Source organism: Sulfurisphaera tokodaii str. 7 (assembly GCF_000011205.1).
Taxonomy (GTDB): Archaea; Thermoproteota; Thermoprotei_A; order Sulfolobales; family Sulfolobaceae; genus Sulfurisphaera; species Sulfurisphaera tokodaii.
Map to the genome: position 1 here is coordinate 1548650 of NC_003106.2, position 25135 is coordinate 1573784.

Here is a 25135-nt window from a genome sequence, read left to right on the forward strand (position 1 = left end):
GTATATAACGGATCTTTCACGCCTCCTTTGCGAATTGTAATATTCTCTTAAAATTAGAATAATTGTATGAAGAAATAATTAATAACATGTTATTATCTCCATTAAGTCTATGGTATAAAATCCTTAGTTTCTTCAATCGCCAATATATAATCAATTATTTAATCTCGAAATGATAAAATAAAACTAATTTCGCAAAAGAGCCATAAATCTCTATATATAATTATGTAGTAATCTTACTGAAATTAATACATATATATAAAATTACTAACTAAGTTTCTTCATGACCGCATATACTATTATACTTATTATTACACTTATCTCAGTACCCTCTCCAACGAGGGGTAGTATTGGATTTATCGAGAATAAAAAGTTAAGTACAGTAACAGGCAGCAATTCTGGTAATACTTCTATAGCTACTGTTTCAGAATGTAGGCCTTGAGAAGAAGTATAAAGAAGGAACGTGATATTTTCCTCAGAGTAATTTTGTAACTTAAGGCTAGGTGAGTGTAATATTACAAGAGGTATTTTTAGTAGAAAATGATGATAATTAACGCTTAGAGTTACCGGAACCATTGAGTTAGGGGGCACTGCCCCTAAATTATTACTAAATTGTCTGGAAATAAATGGGGCATTCTGAACAGAGTTCCACATTAAGTCCGTAAATATGACATGAGGAGAAAAGAGGATCATGAATGCTGCAAATGATAGGATTAGAAATGTTATAGCTAGAATTTTAGGATCTACTGTTTTTCTTCTATTTCTTCTTCTAGCTGGTAAGTTCAGCTGCTTTCTATCGACTATTTCACTGATACCATATATGGCAAAAAGTACTATAAAGGCTGTAATATAACCTGTAGTACCTCTTATCAGAGTTATGAGATTACCAACATAAGGAATAACTATGGGTTGTCCGAATATTTCTGGTACAAATCCCTTAATCCATGAAGGTTTTACGATCCAAGGATCAGGAGTAGGATTGTTTATCCCCTTAGTTATATACCCGTTTTTAGTTACATTAATAACCTCATGAACTACGTAAAAGTTTAAGAAAGGTGGTTTATATGCAACTATCTCATGAGGATAAGGCTTCCCCATAAGGGGAAGAATGAAAACCAAATCCCCGGGTTTCAGTAATGGGTACATTGAGTTTGTGGCCTCAATATTCCAACCATATGGTAAGTGAAATATAAATTGTGAAACTACAGAAAACAATACACTAAGAAGAAAAATTGAGGTAAAAAATATTCCCATTTTTTTAATCACAGCCACTCACCGTATGTATCAAGATTTTCTTCGAGATTTATTTTATGAGTGATTAATACATAGAAGAAAATAAAAAATAAATACCTTGAAATATATTGTACTGCTTGGAGTATATCTCATATTTCTTTTCTTTACATCGATTAGGAAGAAGGTGGTACTGCTGTAGCCTCAACCACTATACTGAAGCTCACTGATCCTTGTGTGCCTCCAGTAAGCAATTCTAAGCTGATTGGCATCTCGGCTCCAGGAGCTAATGTAAATGAATATGTAGATACTCCACCACTAGGTGTGAATATATATAAGCTATTTCCTGATATAGTGGGACTAGGTATTGTTACTGTTACTGATACGGTAACATTTAGGTTGTTCTTTACGTCAAATAAATACTTTAATGTCTCATTAGCATTTGTAGCTACATTACCAAAGTTTATTACTAGGTCACCTTGTGAATTATAGGTTACGAATGGGCTACCAGTCGAACTATAACCGATGGCCGTATCATTTGCTATTAAGGCTATATTTGCACTAGCGTCACCAACTACGGTTGCATCTACGTCTCTTGGTTGTGTTGTATAGTAGAATGTCATTGATGCTACGAACGATATTAATAGTATACCCAATACTGTGCCTATTATTAGGGCTTTTGTTGTGTTTTGCATGGCATTTCTAAATTCTTATATGAAATAGGGATTTTTAAATATTTCTCTTAATTAAGCTATTTTTAAAATGAAATTAAAAACAATTACATAGTCAATTTACTTGAATTTATGTTTAAAAGAGTGCACATTTCACATATAATTTACGTGAATTGTAGAGTTAGATTAAAGTATCTATATAAAGTATATTATTAGTATGAAAGTGTATTATGTAATCGCGTTAGGAATCCTTTTAGCTTTAACATTTTATATAATATATTCTCTTAATTTTTCATTAAGTGAAAGAGCTTTAGTAAGTGCTAGCGTAAGTAATTTCATTGTAAATATTAATGGAAATAACATTACCGTAACAAATATCTATAATTTTCCTATAACCGTCTGCTACGGGAATCAGATTATTAAACCAGTTCTATATCCTGGTAAATCGGTGACTTTTAATTATCAACCAGCCGATAATTATGTTATTTTAAAGGCTAATGGTTTTGAGGAGATAATTAAGGTGAATTAAAGTGGACAAAATTAAGCTTAATAGAAATTTAAGGATAGGAATTGTTTTTCTTTTAGTGCTTTTCACCGCACTAGCGGCTTATTTTAACTATAGTAGTACTATTCCTCACACTGTTTTAGCCGGCTATACACTTAAAAGCGAGATGAGTATTGTAACTCAAGGTTTACTATATACTTACCCCATAGGCGAGAATAAGCTTTTAGGTTATACTAATGTTTCTAGACCTGTTACTTACTTAGGTCTTTATACTTACGCTTATGTGAAGAGTTCCATCTTATATGATAATGCTACTGTTGTTTATAATCAGACTTACTATTTTTTGAAATTAACGAAGATCCTCTTTCTGAAATTTAATGCGTCTAATATTAGTTACAATATATACATATCGACGCCATATTATAACGTGTCAGTTATTCAAGGTTTAGCAAATAACGGAGTAATTCCAGTAAATGTAACAGGAATTTGTAGCCTATACAATAAGCTAGAAAATGAGACCGGCGTATATGTGCAACCTACGATTAATGTAGTGGTTAACAACTCAGCAATTGTTGCTATGAATGTAAATGGATATGTTATTTCAGTTCACCTTGTAAGGAACACTATCACACACATCATAAAAATACCAGTTTATGGTAAATTAGTTAGCTTAGACGAGTATCCTATATCTCAACTTATTACCCTTTATTTATATCCAACTTTCTATCCTAAACCGCTATCAGTAAATTATTCTTTATTAATACAAATTGACAATTTTAATTTCACTTTAGAGCAAAATAGCTATAGCAGTCCTATTGCATTAAATATTACAAAATTATATTCTATTGCATCAAATTTCACGTCAATTTATGACTTAACTCCCACTACACCTATAATCTATCTGAATTTTACTGCTAAATATAGTAACTTTACCTTTAAACCTTATATTGAAATTATAGATAATAATGGTATGATTCAAGTTCTAGAGTATAATAATTCAATAACTTATCCCGTTTATGAGACAACTGACAGCGATTTTAATTACTTTAACTTAATTTACGTTATATTGCCATTAACAGCGCTAGTATACTTGTTATTATTTACCCAAGGAATATCTCCTTCTCCTCTAGATATTATTATGAAGAAATATAAGAAAGTGATAATAATGGTTAATGATCCACCTCCATCTGAAAAGAAAATGATGAGAGTTAATAATTTTAGTGAATTACTTAAATTATCACAGATTTTAGCCAAACCTATAATAGCAAATGGAAATAAATTGTGGATACATGATGAAAATTTAGTCTATATGTATGAATTTTCATAAGAGAAAAATCTTTTTTATTATGATGTTTGCGAACTTATAGTTTACTTATAAGAATATACTCTAAAGATAAATAGTTTAGGTAAAATTTCTCTCAATGCTAGATAAACTGAATATATTATGAAGAACATATGCAAGGTAAGTATTTTCATACTATTATTATTAAAACTTATTTAGATAATATATTACTAATTTATCAGATCATAAATACTAGCGGAGTCGCAACATGTAATTACCAAATAGTTAAGTTTACAAATGCAAAACGTATAATAGTAGTTTATAAATGTTCTTGGTAATATTTCATAATTATTTTTATTAACATTGTTGTTTTATCACTTTGGATAAATAGAAGATATATTATATTCCTTTCTATTAATATTATTAATGTTATAAAATAAATTTAAATCCTATATGATCTAAACATGTCTATATCTTATGCATGTTAAATGCTAAGTAATGTAGTTCAGAGTTAGTAAGAGAGCTATGAACAAGCTTTTGTTGAAATTGTGATTCTTTTTTATATGTTAACATTAATTATATACTAAAATCTAAAAATATCTTCGGCTCACTTTAAAAAGTTATACCATTATATATAGAATATTTATAAAGATAACATAGCTTATCTCTTATATGCTTAAATTAAGTCTATCAGAAAATCATGGTATGTGCACAAAATATTTCAATTAAAGAAGATATCCATGAAAAGATAGAATTGTAATCTATATCTATTAAACTTATAAAAGGTGAATAATATTTGATTTAAATATTTTTATTCTATATTATTTTGCTTTATAGGTATTATATGGAATTTTTCTACGCTCAATATTGTATATCGAATAGAAATATTCTAGATAATTAATTCTAAGGAAAATTGTATTTAGAGAATATGTTATTCTATTATAATTTATAAAAACTAAATTAAAAGAGTGCTTCTTTTAGTAATTGCCTTAATGAGCATTATATTCCCTCGGAGCTGAAAATGTCATCAATTATATTCCCTTAGTAATGCTAAAACTCCTAATTTTGTGCTTATTTTATTCATGCTAGTTTGTATAAGAGCATGCTATAATCTTTCAAGTTGAAAAGAAAAATAGATTAATTTTTTATCTATACCATATTCTATTTTAAATAGTTGAAAATTTATCTGTAGTGCTGTTCTATATAAGTATTTCTACGAATTTAAAGGATTGTAAATAATACTTCTGTTTAATTTCTATTCCAAAAAAGCAGAATAAATATTAAATTACATAATTTAAGGGGAAAGGGTTATAAAAGTAAGAGAATAATACTCTTCATGCGAATTAGCTTTAACAAAAGAAAAAGGACAGAGTATCAGATTATGTTCCAAATTTTAGATGCTCTTTCGAGAGGTCCTTTACCAAAGACTAAATTGATGTACAAGGCTGACCTAACTTATGTTGTTACAGAAAAATATCTTCCATACCTCCAGAATATAGGTGCTATAAAAAAGGATAAAGAGTTATACTATATAACACAAAGAGGTCAAGAGATACGCAATTTATTAGAAACATATATAAGAAAGGCAGAAGAAATAAAGAAAGTTTTGGAAGAGCTGAGACGTACAATTGAAATGAAGAATAATGATGAAGGTGTTAGGACTAAGAGAGAAAGTAAAGTGATAAAAAGTGATAGATGAAACTGAGATTGAAGAATTTGAAGATATACTTAAACTCTTTAAATTTGAGAAAAAAGTAGGAATACCGTTGAAGATTATTGAAGATGAAAGAAAGTTTTTTAATTTTATTCTACCTAAAGATAGATTATTTTGTATAATTAAACCAGAAGATTACGAAATTGAAGAAATAGTAAAAGAGATTAGAAAAGATACTCCTTTTTTTATATTTAATTCAGAAAAATTAAAAGACAAAATTATATTACTATGGTAGGAAAATTAATTTTGAATATAACAAATGTTAACTCTCAGATACGAGTAGTCTACATAGGAAAATCGTTGCGCTTAATATTCATATAAACAATTTTGTAAAAATTTATTCATAATTTTAAGATATATGTCAGAATTTGATTGAGTTATAATGAAAATTTTATAATATTAATCGAAAATTTTTTAAAAAGTATTTTGATGAATTATATTCGGGTCATTAAAGGTAAACAAGAAGCCTTTAAATTACGCGGAAACCTTATTTAGAAGAAGATCCTAAAAGTGTATCCTGGAAATACCATACTGGATTATGATAAGTTTTATAATAATATGTTTACATTAATTATTTACTAGAAATTTAACGCAATTTTGCAATATAATTCAGACTTATTTGGGCAATTATTTTTTACTTAAAACAAGTAATGTATTTTATGCTTACTCTTGCCTTAACATTTACTACTATATTGCACTGGCCTAGTATCTTATTTTCGATAATAGTTTTAGTGTTTACTGTCTTTTACACTCTATTTCTTTTTATGACAGCTAGAGGAATGAATAACAATGCAAAACTATTAAGGGAGGAAGTTAAAGGTAATTTGGCTATCATATTCTTAGAAAAAAGTGTGGATTTTCTTACCGAGAGTGAATTTGCTGATTTAATGAGAGAAGTTTCCTTCATAACTAATCTTAAATCTATAGATAAGGACAATCTGATAAATGATATTTATAAAAGGTCATCTAAAATTGAAGAAGAGTTAAAGGACTTACTTATAAAAGCTACACTTATAAATAAGTTAGATAACCTAATTGTTAATTTACAAAAATGGTCAAAAATATTGGAAATTGCAAGTATTCTTTTAGATGTTTTAATATTATTATTCATATTGTTTATCTTTATGTTTCCTTCTTATACCCCGTTTTTAGGATATATAACTCTAGGAATAATGTTAGGCTTTTTCGCGGCAATTATTGAAGCGTTGAAAGTTTACTCTGAGAGTGAAAAGTATTTGAAACTTTACAAGGAGAGTTCTAAGAATAGAGAATAAATGTGAATATTTAGAGTAAAATATTTTAAGTTGTTAGATAGATTCGTAACGTCGTCATTTTGTATAAAAATTTACTGAAAATGATCTTTCTTTGTAGAATAGTATAAATATTGATAATTTATTATTAGTATTAAAATTATAGAAATATAAATGATTCAACAACTACACTATCTAGTTACTTTTCTATAGTTACAAACCCAGCATTGTTAGAGACAGAGCATGTAATGCCTCTAAATAAGTTAAAGTATACTAATTCGTGAATGAAGAGTTCCGTTTGCTATTAATTATGTAGTATTTTACGTAAAATCCTACGCTTTGAAAGTTTTTTAAAAAACATCTAAGATAGTGTCAATTGACTATTGGATGCAATTGTACTTAAATTAGCTATCTCAGAATCGAGTATAAGTATCATACTTATTGTTTGTAAAAATACCTAATTTCACGATTTTCTGATAAATACTAATCTTTTTATACGATAATATCATTATAATCCAAGAATGGTAGTTAGAATATTTTATATAATTTTTAATTCTTTTTTATTTTTGGGTTAAGGTCTAATGTTTAAGGAGGAGATGAAGCAAGAAACTTTTCAATTGCCTTCAGAAGTTTCTCTAAGTCCATTTTTACGAATTCTATTGATGTATATCTGCTTATCTCACCGCTTTTATCTAACCCATTATATTGGAATTCATGAAGTTTAATCGCAATATCAGTGTAAGCCTCTATATTATTTCCCAGTAAGTTATCAAGAATTTGAGCTACGTTACTCATCTTACTAGTAGGCATTAATGCAATTATCCATTCAACGTAATTGACTACTCTTCCATCTCTCATTTTCCTCTTTCCCTTAAAATACTTAGAAAGCTCTTGTATATAATCAACGGAAAGTGAAGCTAACAAAGCTTTCCAGGCTTGAAAAGCCTTACCTGCAGCATTTCTAAATAATCCATCCTCTAAAAATCTTCTAGCAAGTTCAGCCTCATATTTTGCCTCTATCAATCTATCTTGCTTGTACTTTTTATCATCAATCCAGGGTTTTGTTACTTCCACACTTAAACCTTTAACCTTAAGATAATAAAGATTTGGCCTAAGCTTTAAATCCATTTCACAAAAATTATTTCAGAAAACAATTATCTTGAAAATCTTATAATTAGAGGAAAAAGTTAAGGTATTAGGGGAAAAAATAAAGCTAATGAAGATATTAAAGTTTTTATTCATACTCATGCATCATGTAATTGTAAATTTATAAGTATGATGACATAGAAGAAAATACCAGAGAGTTATTCATTTAAGTATTTTGGGCTATATATACATACATGGAGTACAATAGTCAAGTAATTCAGAACATTTCACAGTTGTCTAGTAATAGCTTGCAATTTAATATTTATTCAAATTCTTTTACTGTAATTGTTGATGAGGAATTTGGTAATATAATTGTTGAATTTCAAAGAATTCCAGTAAAAAGTTATGAAGGGGAAGCATTTGTAACCATAGGAGTAGACGAGAGTGGTAGAGTTTCATATATTTCAATAGAGCCGTTAGACTCTGATCTAAAAGAAGGTATAAAGAGGATTAAGAATGAGTGAAATAATAAGCTATTTTTTAGAGAATATTAAAGAAGGTAAATATAGGGTGGAGACTGAAGATGAGAATATATTAATTGTAATTCATCCTGTTATCGTGAAGGTTTTCAGAAAGGATCAGAAATACTCTTTTGTTGTAAATAACGTAATTTCGGTTCACACAGATAAACCCAGATTTGGGCCTCTATGTTCTGGAAATGTTATTAATTCAAGACCGGCTAAGATAAAGAAAATAGAAATAATGGAGGAGCCTAAAATAGACGTTAGGGTAGATAATAGGTTATTTGAGATATTAATTAATGTGACTAACATTTCAATATATCCAGAATATAGGGATCCTTATGGATCGCCATGTGTAACGGTATCAACGGTGATATTATATTAACTGTGTTTTTACTAGACATGCTTCAGAAAGATTAAGGCTCAGATTAGAAGAACTAGCAAACATGTATGGATTAGAAATAAGAAGTGAAATATGGAGGGTTATAGATAACTTCTGTAAAAGTGAAAATATAAACTCAAAATCACTTAATGGCGAGAAAAGTTTTTGTGAAAAACTTAACTATAATTCCCTCTACCTTATAATTGTTTTTATAGTACAGAATAGAATAAAGAAAATAATTACCATATTTCCAACAAGTAAGAAATCAACTATCGAAAGATATTGTAAGTCGTAAACATAGTGTATTTATTAAGCTACAAATCTTAGATTAGCCTTCTCTCTCGTAAGACTACCTCATTAGGTTTAGGCTCCTATTCACAACCTTTGTTTCTCTCGTAACATAAAGCCTATCTCTAAGTGAGGAATGAAGAACTCGTTTAGAATAACTTATGAGACAGCTATATGGCTTTTCGAATAGAAGTATAAGATGTAATCATCGCTCAATTATTAATGAGCAAGTGTATTTTAGCCTTACGAAAAACATTCTCATCCAATCGCAATGGAGTAAATAGGTTAAACTCCAGACCTTTTATAAACTTAACAACTAATAACACTTATAGAACGCTTTAATATTCTTTAAAGTAATTTAATAATATTTTCCTATTATAAGAAGTAGCATTCTTTCAAGAGTTAATAAATACTCTAATTTATTCTCCTACTTTTATTACTAAAATTCCTCAAATAACAAAAAGATATTTTTCTACTTTTAACGCAACGCAAAATGTAATGATGTTTCCATAAGTTCTATTCATTCTTAGGATATATAACTCTAGGAATAATGTTAGGCTTTTTTATAGCAATTATTGAAGCGTTAAAAGTTTACTCTGATAGCGATAAGTATTTGAAACTTTATGAGCACTATTCTTCTAACGGAGAATAAATGTTAATATTTAGAGTAAAATATTTTAAGTTGTCAGATAGACTATATTATATGAAAGTTAAATTTAATAAGAAAAAAAGGACTGATTATGAGATTATTTATGATATACTTAATGCGCTTAAAGACGGTCCAATTCCAAAGACTAGGTTAATATATAGGGCAGGGTTAACATATTTAACAGCTACAAAATATATACCGTATCTAGAAAAACAGAATCTAATAAAGAAGGAAGGAGACTTATATCATATAACTGAAAAAGGAGAAGAAGTGAGAAAACTTCTGGAAATTTATAAGGTTAAGGCTAATGAAATAAAAGAGATTGTTAGTAAATTAGAGAAAGAAATAGGACCTGAAGAAGAACTTTAAGAAAGTATTTAAATAGGTTAACAACATTTTTTATTAATGAACTTTGTTTCTTGGCTTCTAGTCATTATATCCTTTGCCTATTCTTCCTCTCTGTGTGTAGTATCCAAAATAATGAAAAGTAAGAGTAAGCTACTAGGGACAAAAATAAAGAAATTATTAGCGTTAAAATTTATAGAAATGAGTGCGGATTTATTATCTACAAGCGAATTTGCTGAATTAATGGAGGAAGTTTCTTTTCTAACAAATTTAGAAGTAATTGATAAGGATGGTTTATTTCATGAACTTTATCAAAAATTTCCGCGTATTGAAAAGGAGTTAAAGGAGGTATTTATTAGGGTTAGTTTAGTCAACAAGATTGATTACCTTGCTAAAGACTTAGAAAGAAAAGCGTTCGTCCTAAGAATAGCTGCAGGTTTAATGTTTATCTCAGTATTAGGTCTAGTAGCGTACTTTGATTTTTGTCCTTATATTTCAATTTTATCTATAGTGCAATACACAACTACTGGATTGATGATAATATTACCTTTAATAATATTTGATTCGTTAAAAACCCTTTATCAATCGGACAAAATAATTAGAGACTTTTTAAGGGAAAAGTGATTTTTAGTTTTGATGGCTGAAATAGAGAGATCGTCAATAGTAAGATATTATAAAGATAGGGGACAAGTAGAGTTAACTAACGTATTTCCAAACGAGAAACTGTTATGGAATGCTGATATTCATCCAGTACCCGTGAAAGGTAGAAATTGGGGAGCATTAACTTATTTCTGGATTTGGGTCTCAATGGCCTTCATTGTTCCTTCATGGACTTTAGCAAGTGTTGGTTTGGTTCTTGGTCTATCTGTTATTCAATCAATTTTTACAGTGTTTTTAGGAAATTTAATTGTTTTAATCCCAATGATTATCCAATCCCATGGAGGAGCTAGATATGGTTTAGCAGAGCCACAATTAACAAGAACTAGATGGGGTGTTTACGGAGCAATTCTACCTAGTTGGATTAGGGCTATAATAGGTGCTGGTTGGTGGGGCATTGAGAGTTATATTATTACTGAAGCAGCAACTGCAATCTATACTATTTTAACTGGAAAGGTTAACATTGTGGAATATACTGCAACACATTATTCAAATTACCCATTTATATTAGCTATTGATTTTCCAACAGTATTTTGGGGAGTATTTGCTGGAGTTATTTTAGCTCAAATTCTAGTATTTTACTTTTCTCCGATAAATAAAGGACAGCCTGCTTTAAAATGGTTAGCAAGAATTGGTGGTCCGGTAATACTCTTAACTTATCTAGTTACGTGGATGTATTTCATGAATAAAGTAAATTGGTCTATAAACATCTTTTCTTTATCAACCTCTTCTTCTCCATCGATATTATCTTTCTTAACATTTTTAAACGCAAATATTGCATTTTGGGCTACTATGGCACTAACGATGCCAGATTATACTAGATTTGCAAAAAACCAGTTTTCTCAAACTATAGGTCAAATTCCTATGCCTCTTTTAATGCTATTTATTGCTGTTATGTCAGTCATGACAACGGCAACATCATTAAAGCTTTATGGAGAAGCGATTTGGGATCCAATAATTCTAATTACCCTTCATACAAGTTTTGCAATCCCATTACTTTTAGGAATAATTTTGGGAACTTTTCTTGTTAATGTTTATGCTAATGCTGTGGGTCCAGCTTATGACTTTGCCAATACGTTTCCTAAATATTTATCATGGTTTAGAGGATCCTTAATTTTAATAATAGTAGGCTTAGCCATAGGTGCATGGAGTTATTATGGAAATGCGTATAGTTACATACAGAATTGGTTATTAACTTATGGTGGTCTTTTAGGGAGTATTGAAGGTATAATTATATTTGATTATGCGGTAATTAGAAGGTTTAAGATTGACTTACCGGATGTGTTTCTAAGTAAAGGGAGATATAGATATTTGAAGGGAATTAATCCAGCAGCGTTAATTACTTTCGTAGTTATATCCTTGTTACTCTATCTACCGTATCCAGGTGAGAACATAGTTCTAGATAATTCTTGGATTTTATCGTTCTTACTTTCTGGAGCAATTTATATTCCTTTAATGATATTCTGGGTTATTCCTAAATATCAGCCATTCTTAAAAGGTTCTCTGAGAGAAGGATATATTTCGGAAGAATCTAGGAAAATCTATAGCTAACAAGAAAATCTTTTTAATCCTTCAATAACTTGGAAGATACTAGGTCTTTTTCTATAATCGGGATATACTAAAGAAAGTAAATATTTCTGGAATTTAGTTGAAGTAGAGGAGTAAAGTTTTAGGTAATAATTTACATATTTTGAATAAACTGAATTTATATCGTTTGTGAATATTATCTCATCTGGATTAAAACCGCTTCTACCCCAGGTTAATGCTAGTAATGAAGCACCAAGCGAAAACACGTCCATTACTGGCATTGAAGGATATGCCATATATTGTTCTGGTGGCGCGTATTCTGAAGTTAGATGTGTTGGTAGCTCTCTCACTCTTTTAGCTGAACCTAAATCTCCTAACTTTACTTTTATATTACAAACCTCTTCTGGATTTGTGACCTCTTTTGGAAGTAAAAAGTTACTTGGTTTAACATCTAAGTGAACGTAACCAGATATGTGAAGAGTTTTTAGTGCATATGCGATGTCTAAGCCAATTTTTGCAACTATTTCTTCCCACTTTGAGGAGTAATTAAACCCTTTAGACAATAAGGAGAGAACTGATCCTCCAGCCATGTATTCCATAATAATAGCTGGTGGTGATGATAGGTATAGAAATGGATCACCTCTCATTATTTCCTTTATATTTGTTAGGTCGTTATATACTGCGTAAATACGAACTAGGTACTCGGATTTTGAGGTAATTTCCACTAGATTTATTGCTTCTTTAGATAACTCCCTAAAGAGATTTAAACTAGAGACTGTCGCCGACATGTTAGCATTGTCTATTTTTGGTATTTTAATTGCGTAATTAATTCCGTTTTTTACTCCTCTGAGTACAAAGGAATTTCCTCCTTCTCCTATAATCCCTACAATTTTATAACCGTAAATTTCTTTCCCGAGCCAAGAGTTTGGAAAACTTGGTAAGATCTTACTCTTATACTTTTCATATATTTGTTGTAAATTAGTGGAATGGAATAACTCTTTTAGATAATCACAAATCTCATATTCTGACAAACACTCAATAGGAACGAGAGAGGGTATTTTTATTGCTGCATATACTGAGGCTGTAGATGGGGTGTAAAAAGATATAAGATATGAATCTTGAGACTGAGAAATAGAAAAGGTTTTATCACTAACTGAAGTCGATGGAAACAAAGTCTTTTTTACTATAGGCTCCAAAGCCGATCCGAAGAAAATAATCTCAATGGGAGAAATAACCAGAGGGATTTTCTTTTCAATAGATATAGTTGACAATGAAGAAAAATCCTTTTGTAGCTTGCTAAAAATTATCATAAAATAAATCTTTAGTTAAGGGTTATATATTGCTTGTAGTGTTTCTGTGAAAGTTGAATAGCCTGTAGTTATTACCAATGTTACCTTATATTGTGTAGGAGATAAGAATAGCGGAGTTCCCATATTAATTATAACGTTATTTATACCTACAGTGAGTGGAATTGAAAGCATTACTGAATAAGGTGTTCCTTCAATTTTTGCACTAGTTATTGTACCGTAAATCTTGGAATCAAGAGTAAGGTAAATATAACCGTTACTTCTGATTATTCCTAGCCCTATCTCTTTCACTTGATTACTGCTAACGGTAGTAGTTGTTAATGGTTTATTCATTATTCTATTTAATCCCACAGCTGTTATTATAAAACCTATAATTGAGATTATTGGGAAGACGTTAAGAATCGCACCATGTTTAATTAACTCTTCTCCATAAGCATTAGCTATTCTATCTAATCCTTCCTTAATTAAGGCAAAACCTATAATAAAAAGTATTATGGATATGAACCCTATAATAGGGATAAACACTGAACCGACAATAACTAATAAAGAACCAGTATCTGCACGACCTTTATAAGCACTTAAATTTCTGAATCCAGAGTAAAGAAAAATTCCACTAATTATGCCCAATATTAATGCTAAAATCTGTAAAAGTAACGAGGTGATTAAGCCATTTAAGGAAACAATACTACCAGAAGAAAGTACTTGTAAAAGTTCTGTAATTTCGATAATTATTGAGGAAAAATATACAATTTCTGTTACTGTTAACAATAAAAAGGCATTTCTCAATTTTGAAAACTCTGTAGCCTCGTTAACTATCATAAGATTTAGTGTAACAAACACGTATTTATTCCTTATTAAAACCTAACACATCAGCGTAGTTAGCTAGATCCAATAATCCATGGCCTGAGAAGCTTATTAGTACTGTTTTCTTTTCGCCACTCTTCTTAGCTTCCTCAACTATTTCTTTTAAGATTGGTAATGCATGACTAGTTTCTGGTGCCGGTACCCATCCTTCAATTTGACTAAACAATTTAGCCCACGAAAATGCTTCTTCTTGTGAATAATCCCTAGCTTGTACAATCCCTTTGTACATTAATAACGATAATGTTGGTGCTACTGCATGATATCTTAAGCCTCCAGCATAAACTGGTGCTGGTATGAAGTCAGATCCAATAGTATACATCTTTAGCATTGGCAAAATCTTTGCTGTATCTGGATAATCGTATTTATAAACTCCTTTTGTCATTTTTGGTACTTCTATTGCTCCAGATGCTATGTACTTTCTTCTTACTTTACCTTTTCTTAATTCTTCACCTAAGAATGGATAAGCTAAAGCAGCGTAATTTGAACCTCCGCCAACAACTCCTATAATATAATCTGGGTCTTCACCAATCATTTCCATTTGCTTCTTTGCCTCCATTCCGGCAATTGTTTTAAAGAGAATGTCTGAGTTTACCACACTACCTACAACGTATTTTCCTCCATTTTCTAGGGCGTAATAGACAGCCTCTGATATAGCAATTCCTAATGACCCCGGTGTGTTGGGATCTTTAGCTAAAACTTCTCTTCCGTATCTGGTGAATTCTGAAGGACTTGGATGTACTTGTGCATTATACATTTGCATTAGATACCTTCTATAGGGTTTTGCGTAGTAACTAGTTCTGACCATGAAAATGTGAGCTTGAATATTAAATAATGCAGAAGCTAACGCTACTGCAGATCCCCATTGCCCTGCACCAGTTTCAGTTGAAACGAATTTAGCATTATCAAGTTTTGCAAAATATACGTGAGCTAATGCACTATTTATCTTGTGTGAACCAGTATAAGTGTGACTTTCCATTTTCATATATATCTTTATATATCCTCCTAGGTATTCCTCCAGTTTTCTAGCCCTTATTATTGGTGTTGGTCTTCCAACTTGTAAATATCGTTGAAGAACCTCTTCCGGTATCTTTATATATCTCTCTTTTGAGAATTCGAGTTCAAGAACTTTACTTGGTAATACTTGTTTTAATATTTCAAATGATTTTCCAGTAGGATCCTGGGGTTCTGGTAATGGTTCCGGTAGATCTGGTAAAATGTTATACCACTCTGTTGGTATCTCATCTTGCGGTAAGTCGAATCTAACTTTTTCGAGCATGTGATATTTAATGTTATTTCCCTTTATTATCGTTTTCGAAATTCTTTTATACACCTTTAGTAGTAATTTTAATGATGGAAGACATAATTGATAGAGTAAGTGACGTGATAGCGAAGCTTTATAAAGGGGAACCTTTGACAGAAGATGATAGGGTCTATGCTATTGCAATACTTCAAGTTGTGTTAAAACACCTTAAAAGTTGGCAAGATTTAATTAAAAAAATAGAGGAGCTAGAGGAAAAAGTGAAAATGCAGGATGAGAAAATAAATGAGATGATTGAGTATGAAAATGAATTGAAAAAGAAACTGAAGATTGCTGAGAATAAACTACTAATTTTGGAAAAGAATGTTTTTCTACTACCTAAAAACTAAGCTATAAGAAGAGAGCAAAGAGAATCCATTATACCTTACGAGAATCTGTTTTAATTTAAACTACTATTCACGGATAATATATTATTGTATTAGAATATGGATGGATATTCTATGGGCAAGCTACATATATTTGAGTATAAATAATTTCAGAGCCTTCTACGCTAGTTATGGTAAAAATGAAGGGGACTAAAAATAAGCATAGATCGGGAAATTTTCAGTATAACTTATAGCTTTATCGAAAACGAATATTTTCTATACTTAAGAAACCTACTATCCTATTGTTTACTATAATTAGGTTTTACCTAATTAATAAGTTCAGTATATTATCTTTCATAATTGAAATTATTATTTGCCTTAAGTTTGTTCATTATTCTATTTTAACATCCTTTTAAAATATGACTTTTAACTTCTCCTCTATCTTCTTTATTATAAAAATGAAAAATGTTCAAGCAAATACCTTGTAAAAAGCTTAAATTTTCGTCATACTATCGTATATTCGTGAAAATAAGAAAAGTAACAAAGGACCCAACTTATAATGAATTTATTCTAGATGCTATTTACTTTAAACTTATCGATAATTTACAAAATATGGAGAAAAGAATTTTCGAAATTAGCAAAAAAGTTAATTTTCAGGCTTACATGGAGGGTTTTACTTTTTACACTGGTTATTCTTATAGGGCAATCCCAATAGATATAGTTCCAAGGCTAGTATCAAAGGATTTTTTCAATAAGGTTTCACGATATTTAATAGCAAGAAGTTATGTTTTGAATAGACTAATAAAAGAGGTTTATGAAGAGAAGTCTTCACCAATTCCAGATTGGATAATTAAGACAGCACCCTATTTTAGGCCAGAAATGATAGGTTTTACACCACCAAAAGGAATATATATACATGTTTATGGTGCTGACATAGTTAGAGTAAATAGTAAACCTTACATACTTGAGGATAATTTAAGAATACCATCTGGTATAGCTTATGCTTATAAGTCGTTTGAATACGTATCTAGGTTTATACCAGAGTTAATGGAGGGTTATAACGTTTCTCCTATACAAGGTCTTGAATATTTACACGATATTTTACGTTATGTTAGTGGTACAAAAGACCCCGTTATTGTTTTACTTACCGATGGTGTTTATAACTCAGCGTATTTCGAACATAAATTTATCTCAGACAAACTTGGCTTTATATTAGTCGAGCCTAGTGATTTAAAGATTAAGGATGGAGAAGTGGTGGTAGATACTGTAGATGAAGGAGAGATCCATGTTGATGTTATTTATAGAAGAATTGAGGATTTAGATTATTTGACACCAAGTTTAATGAAAGCTTATTTAAGGGGATGGGTCACAATAGCTAACGCCCCCGGTACTGGTATAGCAGATGATAAGGCTTCATTTATTTGGATACCCTACCTGGCTGAGAGGTACGGTGTAAAAATGGACTTTGTAATACAACCTATAACTCTTTGTCTTTATGAAAAAGATAACTTAGAAAAAGTGCTAAATTATCCAACTAAATATGTAATAAAGAAGAGAGAGGGTTATGGAGGTATAGGACTAACTATTGTGAAGGATGATAATATAAATATTATTAAGGAGATATTGAAGGAGTATGAGAATTTCATTGCACAAGAAGTCTTAGATTTTGATACTGTAGTTTCACTTTTAGGAGACTCTTTTTACGAAACTTATGCTGATTTACGTTTTTTCACTTATTACGATAAAGTTGCAACCGCAATTTTAAGTAGGGTTGGAGTATTAGGTAGTAGAATTACAAATAACTCCTCCGGAGGTATGGTGAAGCCTGTATGGATTATAGAGTGAGTTATTTAAGTATTTACGAATATGAAGCTGATGTTGTATTAAACGAAAACATATTAAAGATCGTCCCTTATGATGGTGATAACCAAGTATTGCTAAAGAGTGAAGTAGGTACAATACCTAGGGGTTATATGACTAGTTATAGAGATATATTTCATAATATTGTATATAAAGTAAAAATTACTGAACCACACAGAAGATTGGAAATATACTCACATAATGTAGTGAAAGTTGATAGTAAGATTATAAAGACTGATTACGAATTTCCTTATAATTATGGCTTTAATGAATTCTTATTACCTACAAAACTTGTTGATCCTGAACCATTTACGAATATAGCTAAAGAATTAACTAAAGGATTAAAAACATTGGGAGAAGTAATTGAAACAATAGTAAAGTTTGTTAGAGATAGATTAAAATATAAGGCTGGAGCAACTAACGTGAATACGACAGCTTATGAAGCTTTTCAAATTGGTTATGGGGTATGTCAAGACTACACTCACATTACTTTAGCATTACTAAGAGCTTTGGGTATACCAGCTAGATATGTTATGGGTGTAGTAAATGATAATCCTAGAGCAACGCATGCATGGGTCGAAGTCTTAACACCGGGTGGTACCTACATAGACGTGGATCCTACTAGAGGTAAATATTATAATCTTGGTTATATTAAATTTGCAATTGGTAGGGATTTTTCCGATGTAAGCCCAGTAGTTGGAACATTTGTAAGTTCAGGAAGAGGTTGGTTAAAAGAAGTTAGGATCGAGGTGGAAAAGAATGATTCCTAGGAGTACTGCCTATAAAATATACTGGGCTGGAAGATATTTAGAAAGGATAGAAAATATGTGTAGAATATCTCTTTTAGCATTACATAATGGAGTTTCATTAGATAATTTAGCGAAAGAGTATGGTTTGAAAGACGGTAGTGAAATATTCCAATATATTAAAAATTCATTTGTCATGTTGAGAGAAGATTTAAGAAATTTTGTAGATGAGAAAACTTTAATAGAAGTCAATAGCTTAGGTTTTCAGATCGATTCAGATGTTAATGATTTAGAAGGGTACTTCATTAGAATTTTGAATGATGTTAATAAGCTCTCTCAATCTTTAGAGATCTTTTTTGTTAAATCGAAGGAGGAATTAAGGATAAGAGCTCAAGAGGAGAATGAACCCGAACTATTCGGAAATAAACTTTAATAATTTTTAACGTTATCAACTTCTAATGAAAAGGTTAGATGTAATAGATTTAATTAAAGGAAAGGGAAATTACATAGATGACTATCCTTTTAAGGGTAAATATGCTGTATTTGTGAGAAGTCCTTATCCTCATGCAAGAATAAAGAAGATAGATACGAGTGAAGCCGAGAAAAAGGGGGCTTTGGTTTTAACTGGTAAAGATATTATTGCAAGAAGAGTAGAGGCAGGCGAAAGAGAAGGTGCAGGATTATCAACAATGTTAATGGCTACAAATAAGGCTTTATATGTTGGTCAGCCAGTAGCTTTGGTAATTGCTAATGATCCATATGAAGCCACAGATTTAGCAGAGTTAATACAGGTGGATTACGAGCCTCTAGAACCAATACCTAATATAGAGAAAGCGTTGAAGGGCGAAGTTTACGTATTTGATGAGTTAAGGAGTAACGTTGTAAGAGAGCAAAGTTTTGAGTTTGGTAAAATATCTAATCAAGGGAAAGAATTAGAGCTAGATTTGTATTGGTCTAGGAGTAGTGGAAATCCAATTGAAACTTTTGGAGCAATAGTTATTCCTACTACTCAAGGTTTAGAAATAATTTCAAATCAACAAGCTGGAAATTTTGTTATTTCCGAGTTAGAAAAAGCCTTAGGAGTTAAGGTGATACATAAAAATGCTAGACAAGGTGGTAGTTTCGGTTCTAAATTTTCTTTAGTTAGATACTTATCAGTATTAGCTTTCGCGTCGTTGAAATTTAAAGTACCAATAAAGTGGATAGAAACTAGAACTGAACATTTGTTAGCTTCAAATAGTAGTGGGCCAGAAAGAAAATTCAAAATTAAAGCCTATTATGATTCGCGCGGTAAAGTGAATTTCTTAGATATTCATATTTGGGAAGATGTAGGGGCATCATTAGAGGCTGGGCAACCATTTAAACCGTTAGGACATTTAACTGGCCCATATAAGATACCCGGGATTAGATACACTGCAACTTTAGTAGCCACGAATAAGAACCCACCTGGTGCATTTAGGGGTGCTGGTACACCTCCACATACATGGGCATTAGAAAGAGTTATGGATGCAATAGCTGATGAATTAGGTTTAGATAGGGCTGAGGTTAGAAAAACTAACGTGATCGACTCTTTCCCATATGATAGTGGATTTGCCTATTATGATTCTGGTAATCCTAGTGGGTTGCTTGAAATGGCATTATCAAGGAAGGATATATTCTCGATGAGGGATGAAAAAACTGGTGTTGGTTTAGCATTATCTACTGATCCTAGTACACCTTCTGGGAGCGAGAGAGTTAAGTTAAAAATAAAGAATGGTAAAGTCGTGGTAGGGTTAGGCTTTGGACCGGAAGGACAGGGAAATGAACATACAGCTGTTTTGTTAGTCTCGAAACTTCTTGGAATCCCAACAGATCTAGTGACTTATGAAATTTTAGATAATAATGAACTGACTTCATCCTTTGGTCCCGGTGGAAGTAGAATGGCTGCTTTCACTTATGGGGCTATAAGTGGTGCTGTAGAAGAGTTGAAGGCTAAGCTAAAAAGAGAAGCTGAGAGTCTTATAGGAAATGCTGAGTATAAAGATGGATACTTCCTTGGTGAACATGGTAAAATAGGAATTACGCAATTTGAGGGAGAAGAAGTAACTTTTACTTTCTCCCTTCAAGGGAAATATAGATTTAATGCATACCCATTTGCTTGTGATTTAGCTGTAGTTAGAATTGAAGATGGCAAAATTAAACCGATAAAGCATGTTGTTTATATAGATCCAGGTAATCCAATAGACGAAGATCTTGTAAAAGAACAAGTTATTGGCGGTACAGCAATAGGAATTTCTATCGCACTTTATGAATCTTACGTTTATGATGATCAGGGTAATTTATTAACTACCAGTTTAGCAGACTACGGTTTACCAACAGCATTAGATTTACCAGAAATCGAGATTAATATTGTACCAACACCTTCTCCAGTTACGCCAGGAGGCGTAAAAGGAATTGGTGAGATACCAGTTGGTGTTGCTGCTGCAGCTGTAACTAGTGCTGTAGAAGATGTTCTAAAGAGAAGGGTTAAAAAAGTGCCCATAAGGTTAGATGATTTTTAAATTTGTTTAATTATTATTCAATATACTCCTCTATTTTAATAAGCCTTAATCTTCTGTTTATTAGGAATAATATTTATAATGATACATTTTGTTTATTTCTAGAAGAATATATATAAAAGTATAGGTGCTAAGGAATTTAAATTATGAATAGTGTTTAAGGAAATTACCTTACCATAAAAAATCATAATATTTGCTTATAAACTAATGATTATCCTGAATTTTACTTCTTAGTCTAATCGCTTACTAGAAACAGATTTTCAATTAGTGAGAAGATCTTCTTAATATATTTTCAACGTAACATAAAAATGTAACGGTTTTCCTATTAAGTACTACATGAATATAAAATCTAAATTAGACTCTTCATGAATGAGTAAGAATATTTTTATAATAGTCTGACTTATTTTAAATTATGAAGACTAAAATACGTGTAGGTAAGAAGCTTACAATTCATATTCCCAAGGCTGTTGCTGAAGAGCTTAACATAAAAGAAGGTGATATATTATCCCTAAGGGTTAAAGATAATAAGATAATTTTAGAACATAATGATGCTATACTGTTTTCAATAAAAGGTAAGAAGTTTGCAAAGATCACATTAGATGAGATAGAAAAAATAAGTGAAGAGGAGCAAAATAGTTATGAGAATCCTCATTGATACAAGTTTTATTCTTCCTGCCCTTGGCATAGATGTAGGTGAGGAAATAATAAACATCATAAAAGAGTTCTATAATCATGAAGTTTATTTCACAGAGTTATCACTGCTAGAAGCTATGTGGGTAATTAAGAGGCTAATAAAACAAGGAATTGAAGTAGATTTTAATGTAGTGAAGACAGGTCTGAAAAGTATAAATAAAACTTATCGTTTAGTAAAAATACCAATATCAGCTTACATAAAGGCTTTGAATGATAAAAGGCATAACGATTTGATAGATTTGATCTTATACTATACTGCAAAAGCTTATAATCTCAGATTGCTTTCTTTAGATCTCAAGTTAAAAGAGATTGATAAAGAGAATATTGTCATACAAAGCTTAAATGAGAGCTAACGCCATTAAGTTTTTCCTCTTTTAGATTAAAATTGTTTCATAGAATGAAATTGCATGCAAAATTTCATACTTTACGATTCTAATAGCTCGTTATAATCTATAAACCCATAATCTCTTTTCCAAAATAGCTTCTTCTCTTTAATTCTATCCTTCTCTTCTTCATCAACGACTATATAATCCACATTACCCTTAATATATTTTGAAACGAGGTTCATCTTCTCGAATGTGGAAAGTCCCTTTATTCCCTTAAATACAAAGAGTAAGTCAATGTCACTGGTATCAAGATAATCCCCTCTAGCCCTAGAGCCGAAGATATAAACCTCTATAAGTTGTGGAAGTTCCTCCGATACCTTCTCCACTATTTCCTTTGCTAGGTTTAACATTTTAATTTGACTCTCTATTGCTGACTTACCTCTGATTTTACCCATTCTATTACCTCTTTAACTCTATTATACAAGTCCTCCGCTATTGACTTGTTATACTGTTTATAAGGAACACCGTTCGCAGCATCTGGATACCTTGATATAATAAAATGAGGAGAAAGAACCATTAAATTCTCTTTAATCTTCACTGGAATTTGTACACCTTCCTTCTCTAGTATTTCAGCTAGTTCCGTGAGTGAATGTGTTTTGCCTGGGTCTTTACCCAGATATAAAACAAATGATTTTAACGCTTTTTCTGCTGCTTGCTGAGAATAAAAAGCAGAGGCATAATATTTCTCTGTAATAATAAGAACGTTGGCTGTATCGAGAGCCTCAACTGCTTGTTCTAACCACTCTTTATAATTCACGTATTTAGATTACTTTAACGAGTATTTTAATTTACTCAATGATTTTCCTAAGTTGAATTATCGCCTTTGATCTAAAATTATATATTGTATAGTCTTTTTAATATTAAAAGAATAAGTTAAGGTACCGAAAGTGAACTAATGACTGAAGTAACAAGACATATTTCATATTTTCGAATGTTATTTTCCCTTAGCATTTACTATGAAAAACCTTATAATGAAACTGGGTTGCAACCAAAGAAGGGAAAAGTAATTCATTATAAAGAGTTACAGAAAATAATCTGATTCTCTATCTTATTAAGGCATATATTTATCTTCACGTATAGACTGAAAATTTTTCTTGTTAATTATATAATGCTAATCATTATTAACAAGTCGTCTCAGAATTTTTCTAATTTATCATTTTCATAGTTTTCAAAGGTTTATTCTTCTATTGTAAAGTATTTGTTCAATTTTCTTTATTAAAATATCACAACATTCCGCCTTATCTATGATAAAACCCTTTCCTGTTTTCTTAGACAAATACTTAACTGCAATTGGGTCAAACTTTTTAGAGGAATGTATAATTCCTATAAACTTTGAAGGATCTATGGGTATATCGTATCTCTTTTTATTATTCTTAACATCATTTAACGTTTGAACCACTTGCTCTATATCATAACTTTTCATTGACCTTGTTTCCTCAATAACTATCACAACTTCATTACATATTAATAGAAGATCTGCATGTTTCTCTGAAGATACAATTCTATCTAAATCTAATATTATACACATGTTAAACCTAGAGGATAATCTACATTCATCAGTCATATATCTTTCCTTTCTCGTCTAATAATTCTTCTGCTACTTTTGTGAATTCATCTTCATTAATCCCGTCTTCATTAACCTCAACCTTATCAATTCTGGTATACTCACCATCTCTCTTTAACAAATATACGGCAACCTTATTATGGTCTAACCCTTTCTTGTCCTTTTGTGACATAGCAATTAAGTTGCTTATAGAGTAAAGGAGATAATCGCTATGAGTAGTTAGGAAGACGTATTTACCGTTCTTTACCGCATCTGAAATCATTTTAGCCATTATCCTCTGAGCTTTGGGATGCAAATGAGCTTCTGGTTCTTCTATGTAGATGACTGAAACTTCCTTACTTGCCAATGCTAAGGTTATAGGAAGAGCCTCTCTAATTCCGGAAGGAGCCTCCGATAAAGGTAAAGTTACTTCATTCCACATTTTAACATATGGAGACTTTATTCCCTCCGTCTCTATTAGTTTTAGATCAAAACCTAATTCGTTAAAGAAATCTTTTATAAGGTTAAAGTCTACTTTACCTTTGCTAAAGTCCTCTAATAATAATGAATAAGAGGAAAGGTATTCTTTGCTAATTATGTCTAAGAAATCAAGAGTTTTCAAAAACTTTAAGTTGAAGAATCTTGTTAAGCCAGCTCTACCATCAATAAGAAATATTCTGTTTGTATCAGCTTGAAAAAACGGTTCGAAGCGAGAATAGGTAAAATAAAGTAAGGATAAATCTAAAGCATCATCAAGCTCTTCTTTCGTCTTTACGTAATATTCTGATTTTTCCACGTCTTTAAATTTAAAGACAATGTTTAATGGTGAAATCGTGTTTATGTCGATGTCTATTAATTTATCTAAACTAGGTTCAAGTATTGATTGTCCTTCAGTACTAACCTTAATGTTAGCTAGCTCAGATGTAACTTCAATCTCACCTTCAGTTTTGCCAAAAATTTCCTTTATTTTATTTTGAATACCCTTTAACAAAGAGAAGGAAAATGCTTTCATATAAACATTTACGTAATCCTTTATCGCTTCCTTATCTTTTAGCGACAAATTCTCCCTTCTGGAGTACCCGCCTAATCTCATAAACTCCTTGCTAAATTCCTTATAATCTGGTTCTGCAGAAGAGAGACTCCATAGGAGTCTCAGTATGAGAGATTTGCCTAGGCTGTTTTTACCTATGAATATCGTTAAAGGTTTAAGCTCTAATGAGGTGTTGTTAAATGGACCAAATTCTTTTATGGTAAGTGTCCAATTCATAACTATTAATTAGAGTTGAATTTAATAAAAACTGTTGATTTATTGGTTATTAATCTTAATTCACTGTTACTTTCCTAATTCATAGGAACACGTAACATGTTTAAAAGCTATATCAATAAGTCTGGTAATCTTCTAGCTCTAGATAACTTTATCTGACTATAAATGTTATATCATAAGCACCATAAAAATAAGGATAAGGATTATG

The 25135-nt window shown here is 30.9% G+C and carries 27 protein-coding genes; 17 read left to right on the plus strand and 10 right to left on the minus strand.

All coding sequences use genetic code 11. From position 1 onward, the window contains the following. Positions 1 to 264: 264 nt before the first annotated feature. Together STK_RS08680 and STK_RS08685 are read right to left on the minus strand one after the other, a co-directional pair. A complete protein-coding gene (locus STK_RS08680; protein ID WP_198429670.1) occupies positions 265 to 1263 on the minus strand; it encodes a S26 family signal peptidase in 999 nt (332 codons plus the stop codon). A gap of 140 nt (positions 1264 to 1403) precedes the next feature. After that, positions 1404 to 1922 (minus strand): hypothetical protein, encoded by a 519-nt coding sequence (locus STK_RS08685; protein WP_010979606.1) that lies wholly within the window; start codon positions 1920 to 1922, stop codon positions 1404 to 1406. 193 nt (positions 1923 to 2115) lie between these two features. Between STK_RS08685 and STK_RS08690 the strand changes: the two genes are divergently transcribed. The 5 genes from STK_RS08690 (at position 2116) to STK_RS08710 (ending at position 6673) form a co-directional block, all read left to right on the plus strand. Beyond that, positions 2116 to 2427, plus strand: coding sequence for a hypothetical protein (locus STK_RS08690; protein WP_010979607.1), 312 nt, complete (start codon positions 2116 to 2118; stop codon positions 2425 to 2427). Position 2428: 1 nt separating this feature from the next. Then, entirely contained in the window at positions 2429 to 3730 is a 1302-nt protein-coding gene (locus tag STK_RS08695) for a DUF5305 family protein (protein WP_010979608.1), read from the plus strand. Positions 3731 to 5021: 1291 nt separating this feature from the next. Continuing rightward, positions 5022 to 5384, plus strand: coding sequence for a winged helix-turn-helix domain-containing protein (locus tag STK_RS08700; protein ID WP_010979609.1), 363 nt, complete (start codon positions 5022 to 5024; stop codon positions 5382 to 5384). After that, positions 5374 to 5634 (plus strand): DUF4898 domain-containing protein, encoded by a 261-nt coding sequence (locus STK_RS08705; protein ID WP_010979610.1) that lies wholly within the window; start codon positions 5374 to 5376, stop codon positions 5632 to 5634. Before STK_RS08700 ends, STK_RS08705 begins: the two co-directional genes overlap by 11 nt. Positions 5635 to 6058: 424 nt before the next feature. Then, a complete protein-coding gene (locus tag STK_RS08710; RefSeq protein ID WP_052846599.1) occupies positions 6059 to 6673 on the plus strand; it encodes a hypothetical protein in 615 nt (204 codons plus the stop codon). Positions 6674 to 7234: 561 nt separating this feature from the next. Here STK_RS08710 and STK_RS08715 read toward each other — a convergent pair. Continuing rightward, complete coding sequence (locus STK_RS08715) at positions 7235 to 7723, minus strand: PaREP1 family protein (RefSeq protein WP_232616456.1); 489 nt, start codon at positions 7721 to 7723, stop codon at positions 7235 to 7237. Between the two features lie 266 nt (positions 7724 to 7989). Here STK_RS08715 and STK_RS08720 point away from each other — a divergent pair, with 266 nt between their 5' ends. The 5 genes from STK_RS08720 (at position 7990) to STK_RS08740 (ending at position 12128) form a co-directional block, all read left to right on the plus strand. Beyond that, positions 7990 to 8259, plus strand: a complete 270-nt coding sequence (locus tag STK_RS08720) for a hypothetical protein (protein ID WP_052846600.1) — start codon at positions 7990 to 7992, stop codon at positions 8257 to 8259. After that, positions 8252 to 8641: a hypothetical protein gene (locus STK_RS08725; RefSeq protein WP_010979613.1), complete on the plus strand. Its 390-nt coding sequence runs from the start codon at positions 8252 to 8254 to the stop codon at positions 8639 to 8641. Before STK_RS08720 ends, STK_RS08725 begins: the two co-directional genes overlap by 8 nt. A 988-nt stretch (positions 8642 to 9629) precedes the next feature. Then, entirely contained in the window at positions 9630 to 9944 is a 315-nt protein-coding gene (locus STK_RS08730) for a winged helix-turn-helix domain-containing protein (RefSeq protein ID WP_069168199.1), read from the plus strand. 36 nt (positions 9945 to 9980) lie between these two features. Further along, entirely contained in the window at positions 9981 to 10544 is a 564-nt protein-coding gene (locus tag STK_RS08735) for a hypothetical protein (RefSeq protein ID WP_010979616.1), read from the plus strand. A 12-nt stretch (positions 10545 to 10556) separates the two neighbouring features. Continuing rightward, a complete protein-coding gene (locus STK_RS08740) occupies positions 10557 to 12128 on the plus strand; it encodes an NCS1 family nucleobase:cation symporter-1 (RefSeq protein WP_010979617.1) in 1572 nt (523 codons plus the stop codon). On the opposite strand, the gene STK_RS08745 is transcribed toward STK_RS08740, so the two are convergent. From STK_RS08745 to STK_RS08755, 3 genes are read right to left on the minus strand one after another with little or no spacing between them, the layout of a single operon-like run. Continuing rightward, on the minus strand, positions 12125 to 13414 hold the full coding sequence (locus STK_RS08745) for a protein kinase domain-containing protein (RefSeq protein ID WP_010979618.1): 1290 nt from the start codon (positions 13412 to 13414) through the stop codon (positions 12125 to 12127). The genes STK_RS08740 and STK_RS08745 overlap by 4 nt on opposite strands. A 15-nt stretch (positions 13415 to 13429) precedes the next feature. After that, on the minus strand, positions 13430 to 14230 hold the full coding sequence (locus STK_RS08750; protein WP_198429671.1) for a DUF973 family protein: 801 nt from the start codon (positions 14228 to 14230) through the stop codon (positions 13430 to 13432). Between the two features lie 25 nt (positions 14231 to 14255). After that, the gene (locus STK_RS08755; RefSeq protein WP_010979620.1) at positions 14256 to 15551 is read right to left on the minus strand and encodes a TrpB-like pyridoxal phosphate-dependent enzyme; all 1296 of its coding nucleotides are present in this window, start codon (positions 15549 to 15551) and stop codon (positions 14256 to 14258) included. A 74-nt stretch (positions 15552 to 15625) separates the two neighbouring features. On the opposite strand from STK_RS08755, the gene STK_RS08760 reads away from it, so the two are divergent. The 7 genes from STK_RS08760 to STK_RS08790 all read left to right on the plus strand — a co-directional run bounded on the left by STK_RS08760 (position 15626) and on the right by STK_RS08790 (position 22087). Continuing rightward, entirely contained in the window at positions 15626 to 15922 is a 297-nt protein-coding gene (locus STK_RS08760; RefSeq protein ID WP_052846602.1) for a hypothetical protein, read from the plus strand. Positions 15923 to 16420: 498 nt separating this feature from the next. Beyond that, positions 16421 to 17743, plus strand: a complete 1323-nt coding sequence (locus STK_RS08765) for a circularly permuted type 2 ATP-grasp protein (RefSeq protein WP_232616457.1) — start codon at positions 16421 to 16423, stop codon at positions 17741 to 17743. Then, the gene (locus STK_RS08770) at positions 17728 to 18528 is read left to right on the plus strand and encodes a transglutaminase family protein (RefSeq protein ID WP_010979622.1); all 801 of its coding nucleotides are present in this window, start codon (positions 17728 to 17730) and stop codon (positions 18526 to 18528) included. The genes STK_RS08765 and STK_RS08770 overlap by 16 nt, the downstream gene beginning before the upstream one ends. After that, positions 18518 to 18937, plus strand: coding sequence for an alpha-E domain-containing protein (locus tag STK_RS08775; RefSeq protein ID WP_010979623.1), 420 nt, complete (start codon positions 18518 to 18520; stop codon positions 18935 to 18937). Before STK_RS08770 ends, STK_RS08775 begins: the two co-directional genes overlap by 11 nt. A 25-nt stretch (positions 18938 to 18962) precedes the next feature. Beyond that, positions 18963 to 21044, plus strand: a complete 2082-nt coding sequence (locus tag STK_RS08780; RefSeq protein ID WP_010979624.1) for a xanthine dehydrogenase family protein molybdopterin-binding subunit — start codon at positions 18963 to 18965, stop codon at positions 21042 to 21044. A 409-nt stretch (positions 21045 to 21453) separates the two neighbouring features. Beyond that, positions 21454 to 21696: an AbrB/MazE/SpoVT family DNA-binding domain-containing protein gene (locus STK_RS08785; RefSeq protein WP_010979625.1), complete on the plus strand. Its 243-nt coding sequence runs from the start codon at positions 21454 to 21456 to the stop codon at positions 21694 to 21696. Beyond that, positions 21680 to 22087 (plus strand): PIN domain-containing protein, encoded by a 408-nt coding sequence (locus STK_RS08790; RefSeq protein ID WP_052846603.1) that lies wholly within the window; start codon positions 21680 to 21682, stop codon positions 22085 to 22087. The genes STK_RS08785 and STK_RS08790 overlap by 17 nt, the downstream gene beginning before the upstream one ends. Positions 22088 to 22158: 71 nt before the next feature. Here the strand turns inward: STK_RS08790 and STK_RS08795 are convergent, their stop codons facing one another. The 4 genes from STK_RS08795 to STK_RS08810 form a co-directional block, all read right to left on the minus strand. Next, on the minus strand, positions 22159 to 22515 hold the full coding sequence (locus STK_RS08795) for a nucleotidyltransferase domain-containing protein (RefSeq protein ID WP_010979627.1): 357 nt from the start codon (positions 22513 to 22515) through the stop codon (positions 22159 to 22161). Further along, the gene (locus STK_RS08800) at positions 22485 to 22877 is read right to left on the minus strand and encodes a HEPN domain-containing protein (RefSeq protein WP_010979628.1); all 393 of its coding nucleotides are present in this window, start codon (positions 22875 to 22877) and stop codon (positions 22485 to 22487) included. Before STK_RS08800 ends, STK_RS08795 begins: the two co-directional genes overlap by 31 nt. Positions 22878 to 23288: 411 nt before the next feature. Further along, positions 23289 to 23684 carry a hypothetical protein gene (locus tag STK_RS08805; RefSeq protein WP_010979629.1) on the minus strand — a complete coding sequence of 132 codons (396 nt, stop codon included), beginning with the start codon at positions 23682 to 23684 and terminating at the stop codon, positions 23289 to 23291. Further along, a complete protein-coding gene (locus tag STK_RS08810) occupies positions 23677 to 24930 on the minus strand; it encodes an AAA family ATPase (protein ID WP_010979630.1) in 1254 nt (417 codons plus the stop codon). Before STK_RS08810 ends, STK_RS08805 begins: the two co-directional genes overlap by 8 nt. Positions 24931 to 25135: the final 205 nt, after the last annotated feature.

What these genes read in the sequence shown, in the direction of transcription:
- STK_RS08740 (WP_010979617.1), top strand. Translation starts at nt 10,557, where the DNA reads ATGGCTGAAATAGAGAGATCGTCAATAGTAAGATATTATAAAGATAGG.
- STK_RS08730 (WP_069168199.1), top strand. Translation starts at nt 9,630, where the DNA reads ATGAAAGTTAAATTTAATAAGAAAAAAAGGACTGATTATGAGATTATT.
- STK_RS08760 (WP_052846602.1), top strand. Translation starts at nt 15,626, where the DNA reads ATGGAAGACATAATTGATAGAGTAAGTGACGTGATAGCGAAGCTTTAT.
- STK_RS08685 (WP_010979606.1), bottom strand. Translation starts at nt 1,922, where the DNA reads ATGCAAAACACAACAAAAGCCCTAATAATAGGCACAGTATTGGGTATA.
- STK_RS08720 (WP_052846600.1), top strand. Translation starts at nt 7,990, where the DNA reads ATGGAGTACAATAGTCAAGTAATTCAGAACATTTCACAGTTGTCTAGT.
- STK_RS08775 (WP_010979623.1), top strand. Translation starts at nt 18,518, where the DNA reads ATGATTCCTAGGAGTACTGCCTATAAAATATACTGGGCTGGAAGATAT.
- STK_RS08735 (WP_010979616.1), top strand. Translation starts at nt 9,981, where the DNA reads ATGAACTTTGTTTCTTGGCTTCTAGTCATTATATCCTTTGCCTATTCT.
- STK_RS08725 (WP_010979613.1), top strand. Translation starts at nt 8,252, where the DNA reads ATGAGTGAAATAATAAGCTATTTTTTAGAGAATATTAAAGAAGGTAAA.
- STK_RS08805 (WP_010979629.1), bottom strand. Translation starts at nt 23,684, where the DNA reads ATGACTGATGAATGTAGATTATCCTCTAGGTTTAACATGTGTATAATA.
- STK_RS08770 (WP_010979622.1), top strand. Translation starts at nt 17,728, where the DNA reads ATGGATTATAGAGTGAGTTATTTAAGTATTTACGAATATGAAGCTGAT.
- STK_RS08780 (WP_010979624.1), top strand. Translation starts at nt 18,963, where the DNA reads ATGAAAAGGTTAGATGTAATAGATTTAATTAAAGGAAAGGGAAATTAC.
- STK_RS08750 (WP_198429671.1), bottom strand. Translation starts at nt 14,230, where the DNA reads ATGATAGTTAACGAGGCTACAGAGTTTTCAAAATTGAGAAATGCCTTT.
- STK_RS08710 (WP_052846599.1), top strand. Translation starts at nt 6,059, where the DNA reads ATGCTTACTCTTGCCTTAACATTTACTACTATATTGCACTGGCCTAGT.
- STK_RS08795 (WP_010979627.1), bottom strand. Translation starts at nt 22,515, where the DNA reads ATGGGTAAAATCAGAGGTAAGTCAGCAATAGAGAGTCAAATTAAAATG.
- STK_RS08810 (WP_010979630.1), bottom strand. Translation starts at nt 24,930, where the DNA reads ATGAATTGGACACTTACCATAAAAGAATTTGGTCCATTTAACAACACC.
- STK_RS08700 (WP_010979609.1), top strand. Translation starts at nt 5,022, where the DNA reads ATGCGAATTAGCTTTAACAAAAGAAAAAGGACAGAGTATCAGATTATG.
- STK_RS08755 (WP_010979620.1), bottom strand. Translation starts at nt 15,551, where the DNA reads ATGCTCGAAAAAGTTAGATTCGACTTACCGCAAGATGAGATACCAACA.
- STK_RS08785 (WP_010979625.1), top strand. Translation starts at nt 21,454, where the DNA reads ATGAAGACTAAAATACGTGTAGGTAAGAAGCTTACAATTCATATTCCC.
- STK_RS08790 (WP_052846603.1), top strand. Translation starts at nt 21,680, where the DNA reads ATGAGAATCCTCATTGATACAAGTTTTATTCTTCCTGCCCTTGGCATA.
- STK_RS08745 (WP_010979618.1), bottom strand. Translation starts at nt 13,414, where the DNA reads ATGATAATTTTTAGCAAGCTACAAAAGGATTTTTCTTCATTGTCAACT.
- STK_RS08690 (WP_010979607.1), top strand. Translation starts at nt 2,116, where the DNA reads ATGAAAGTGTATTATGTAATCGCGTTAGGAATCCTTTTAGCTTTAACA.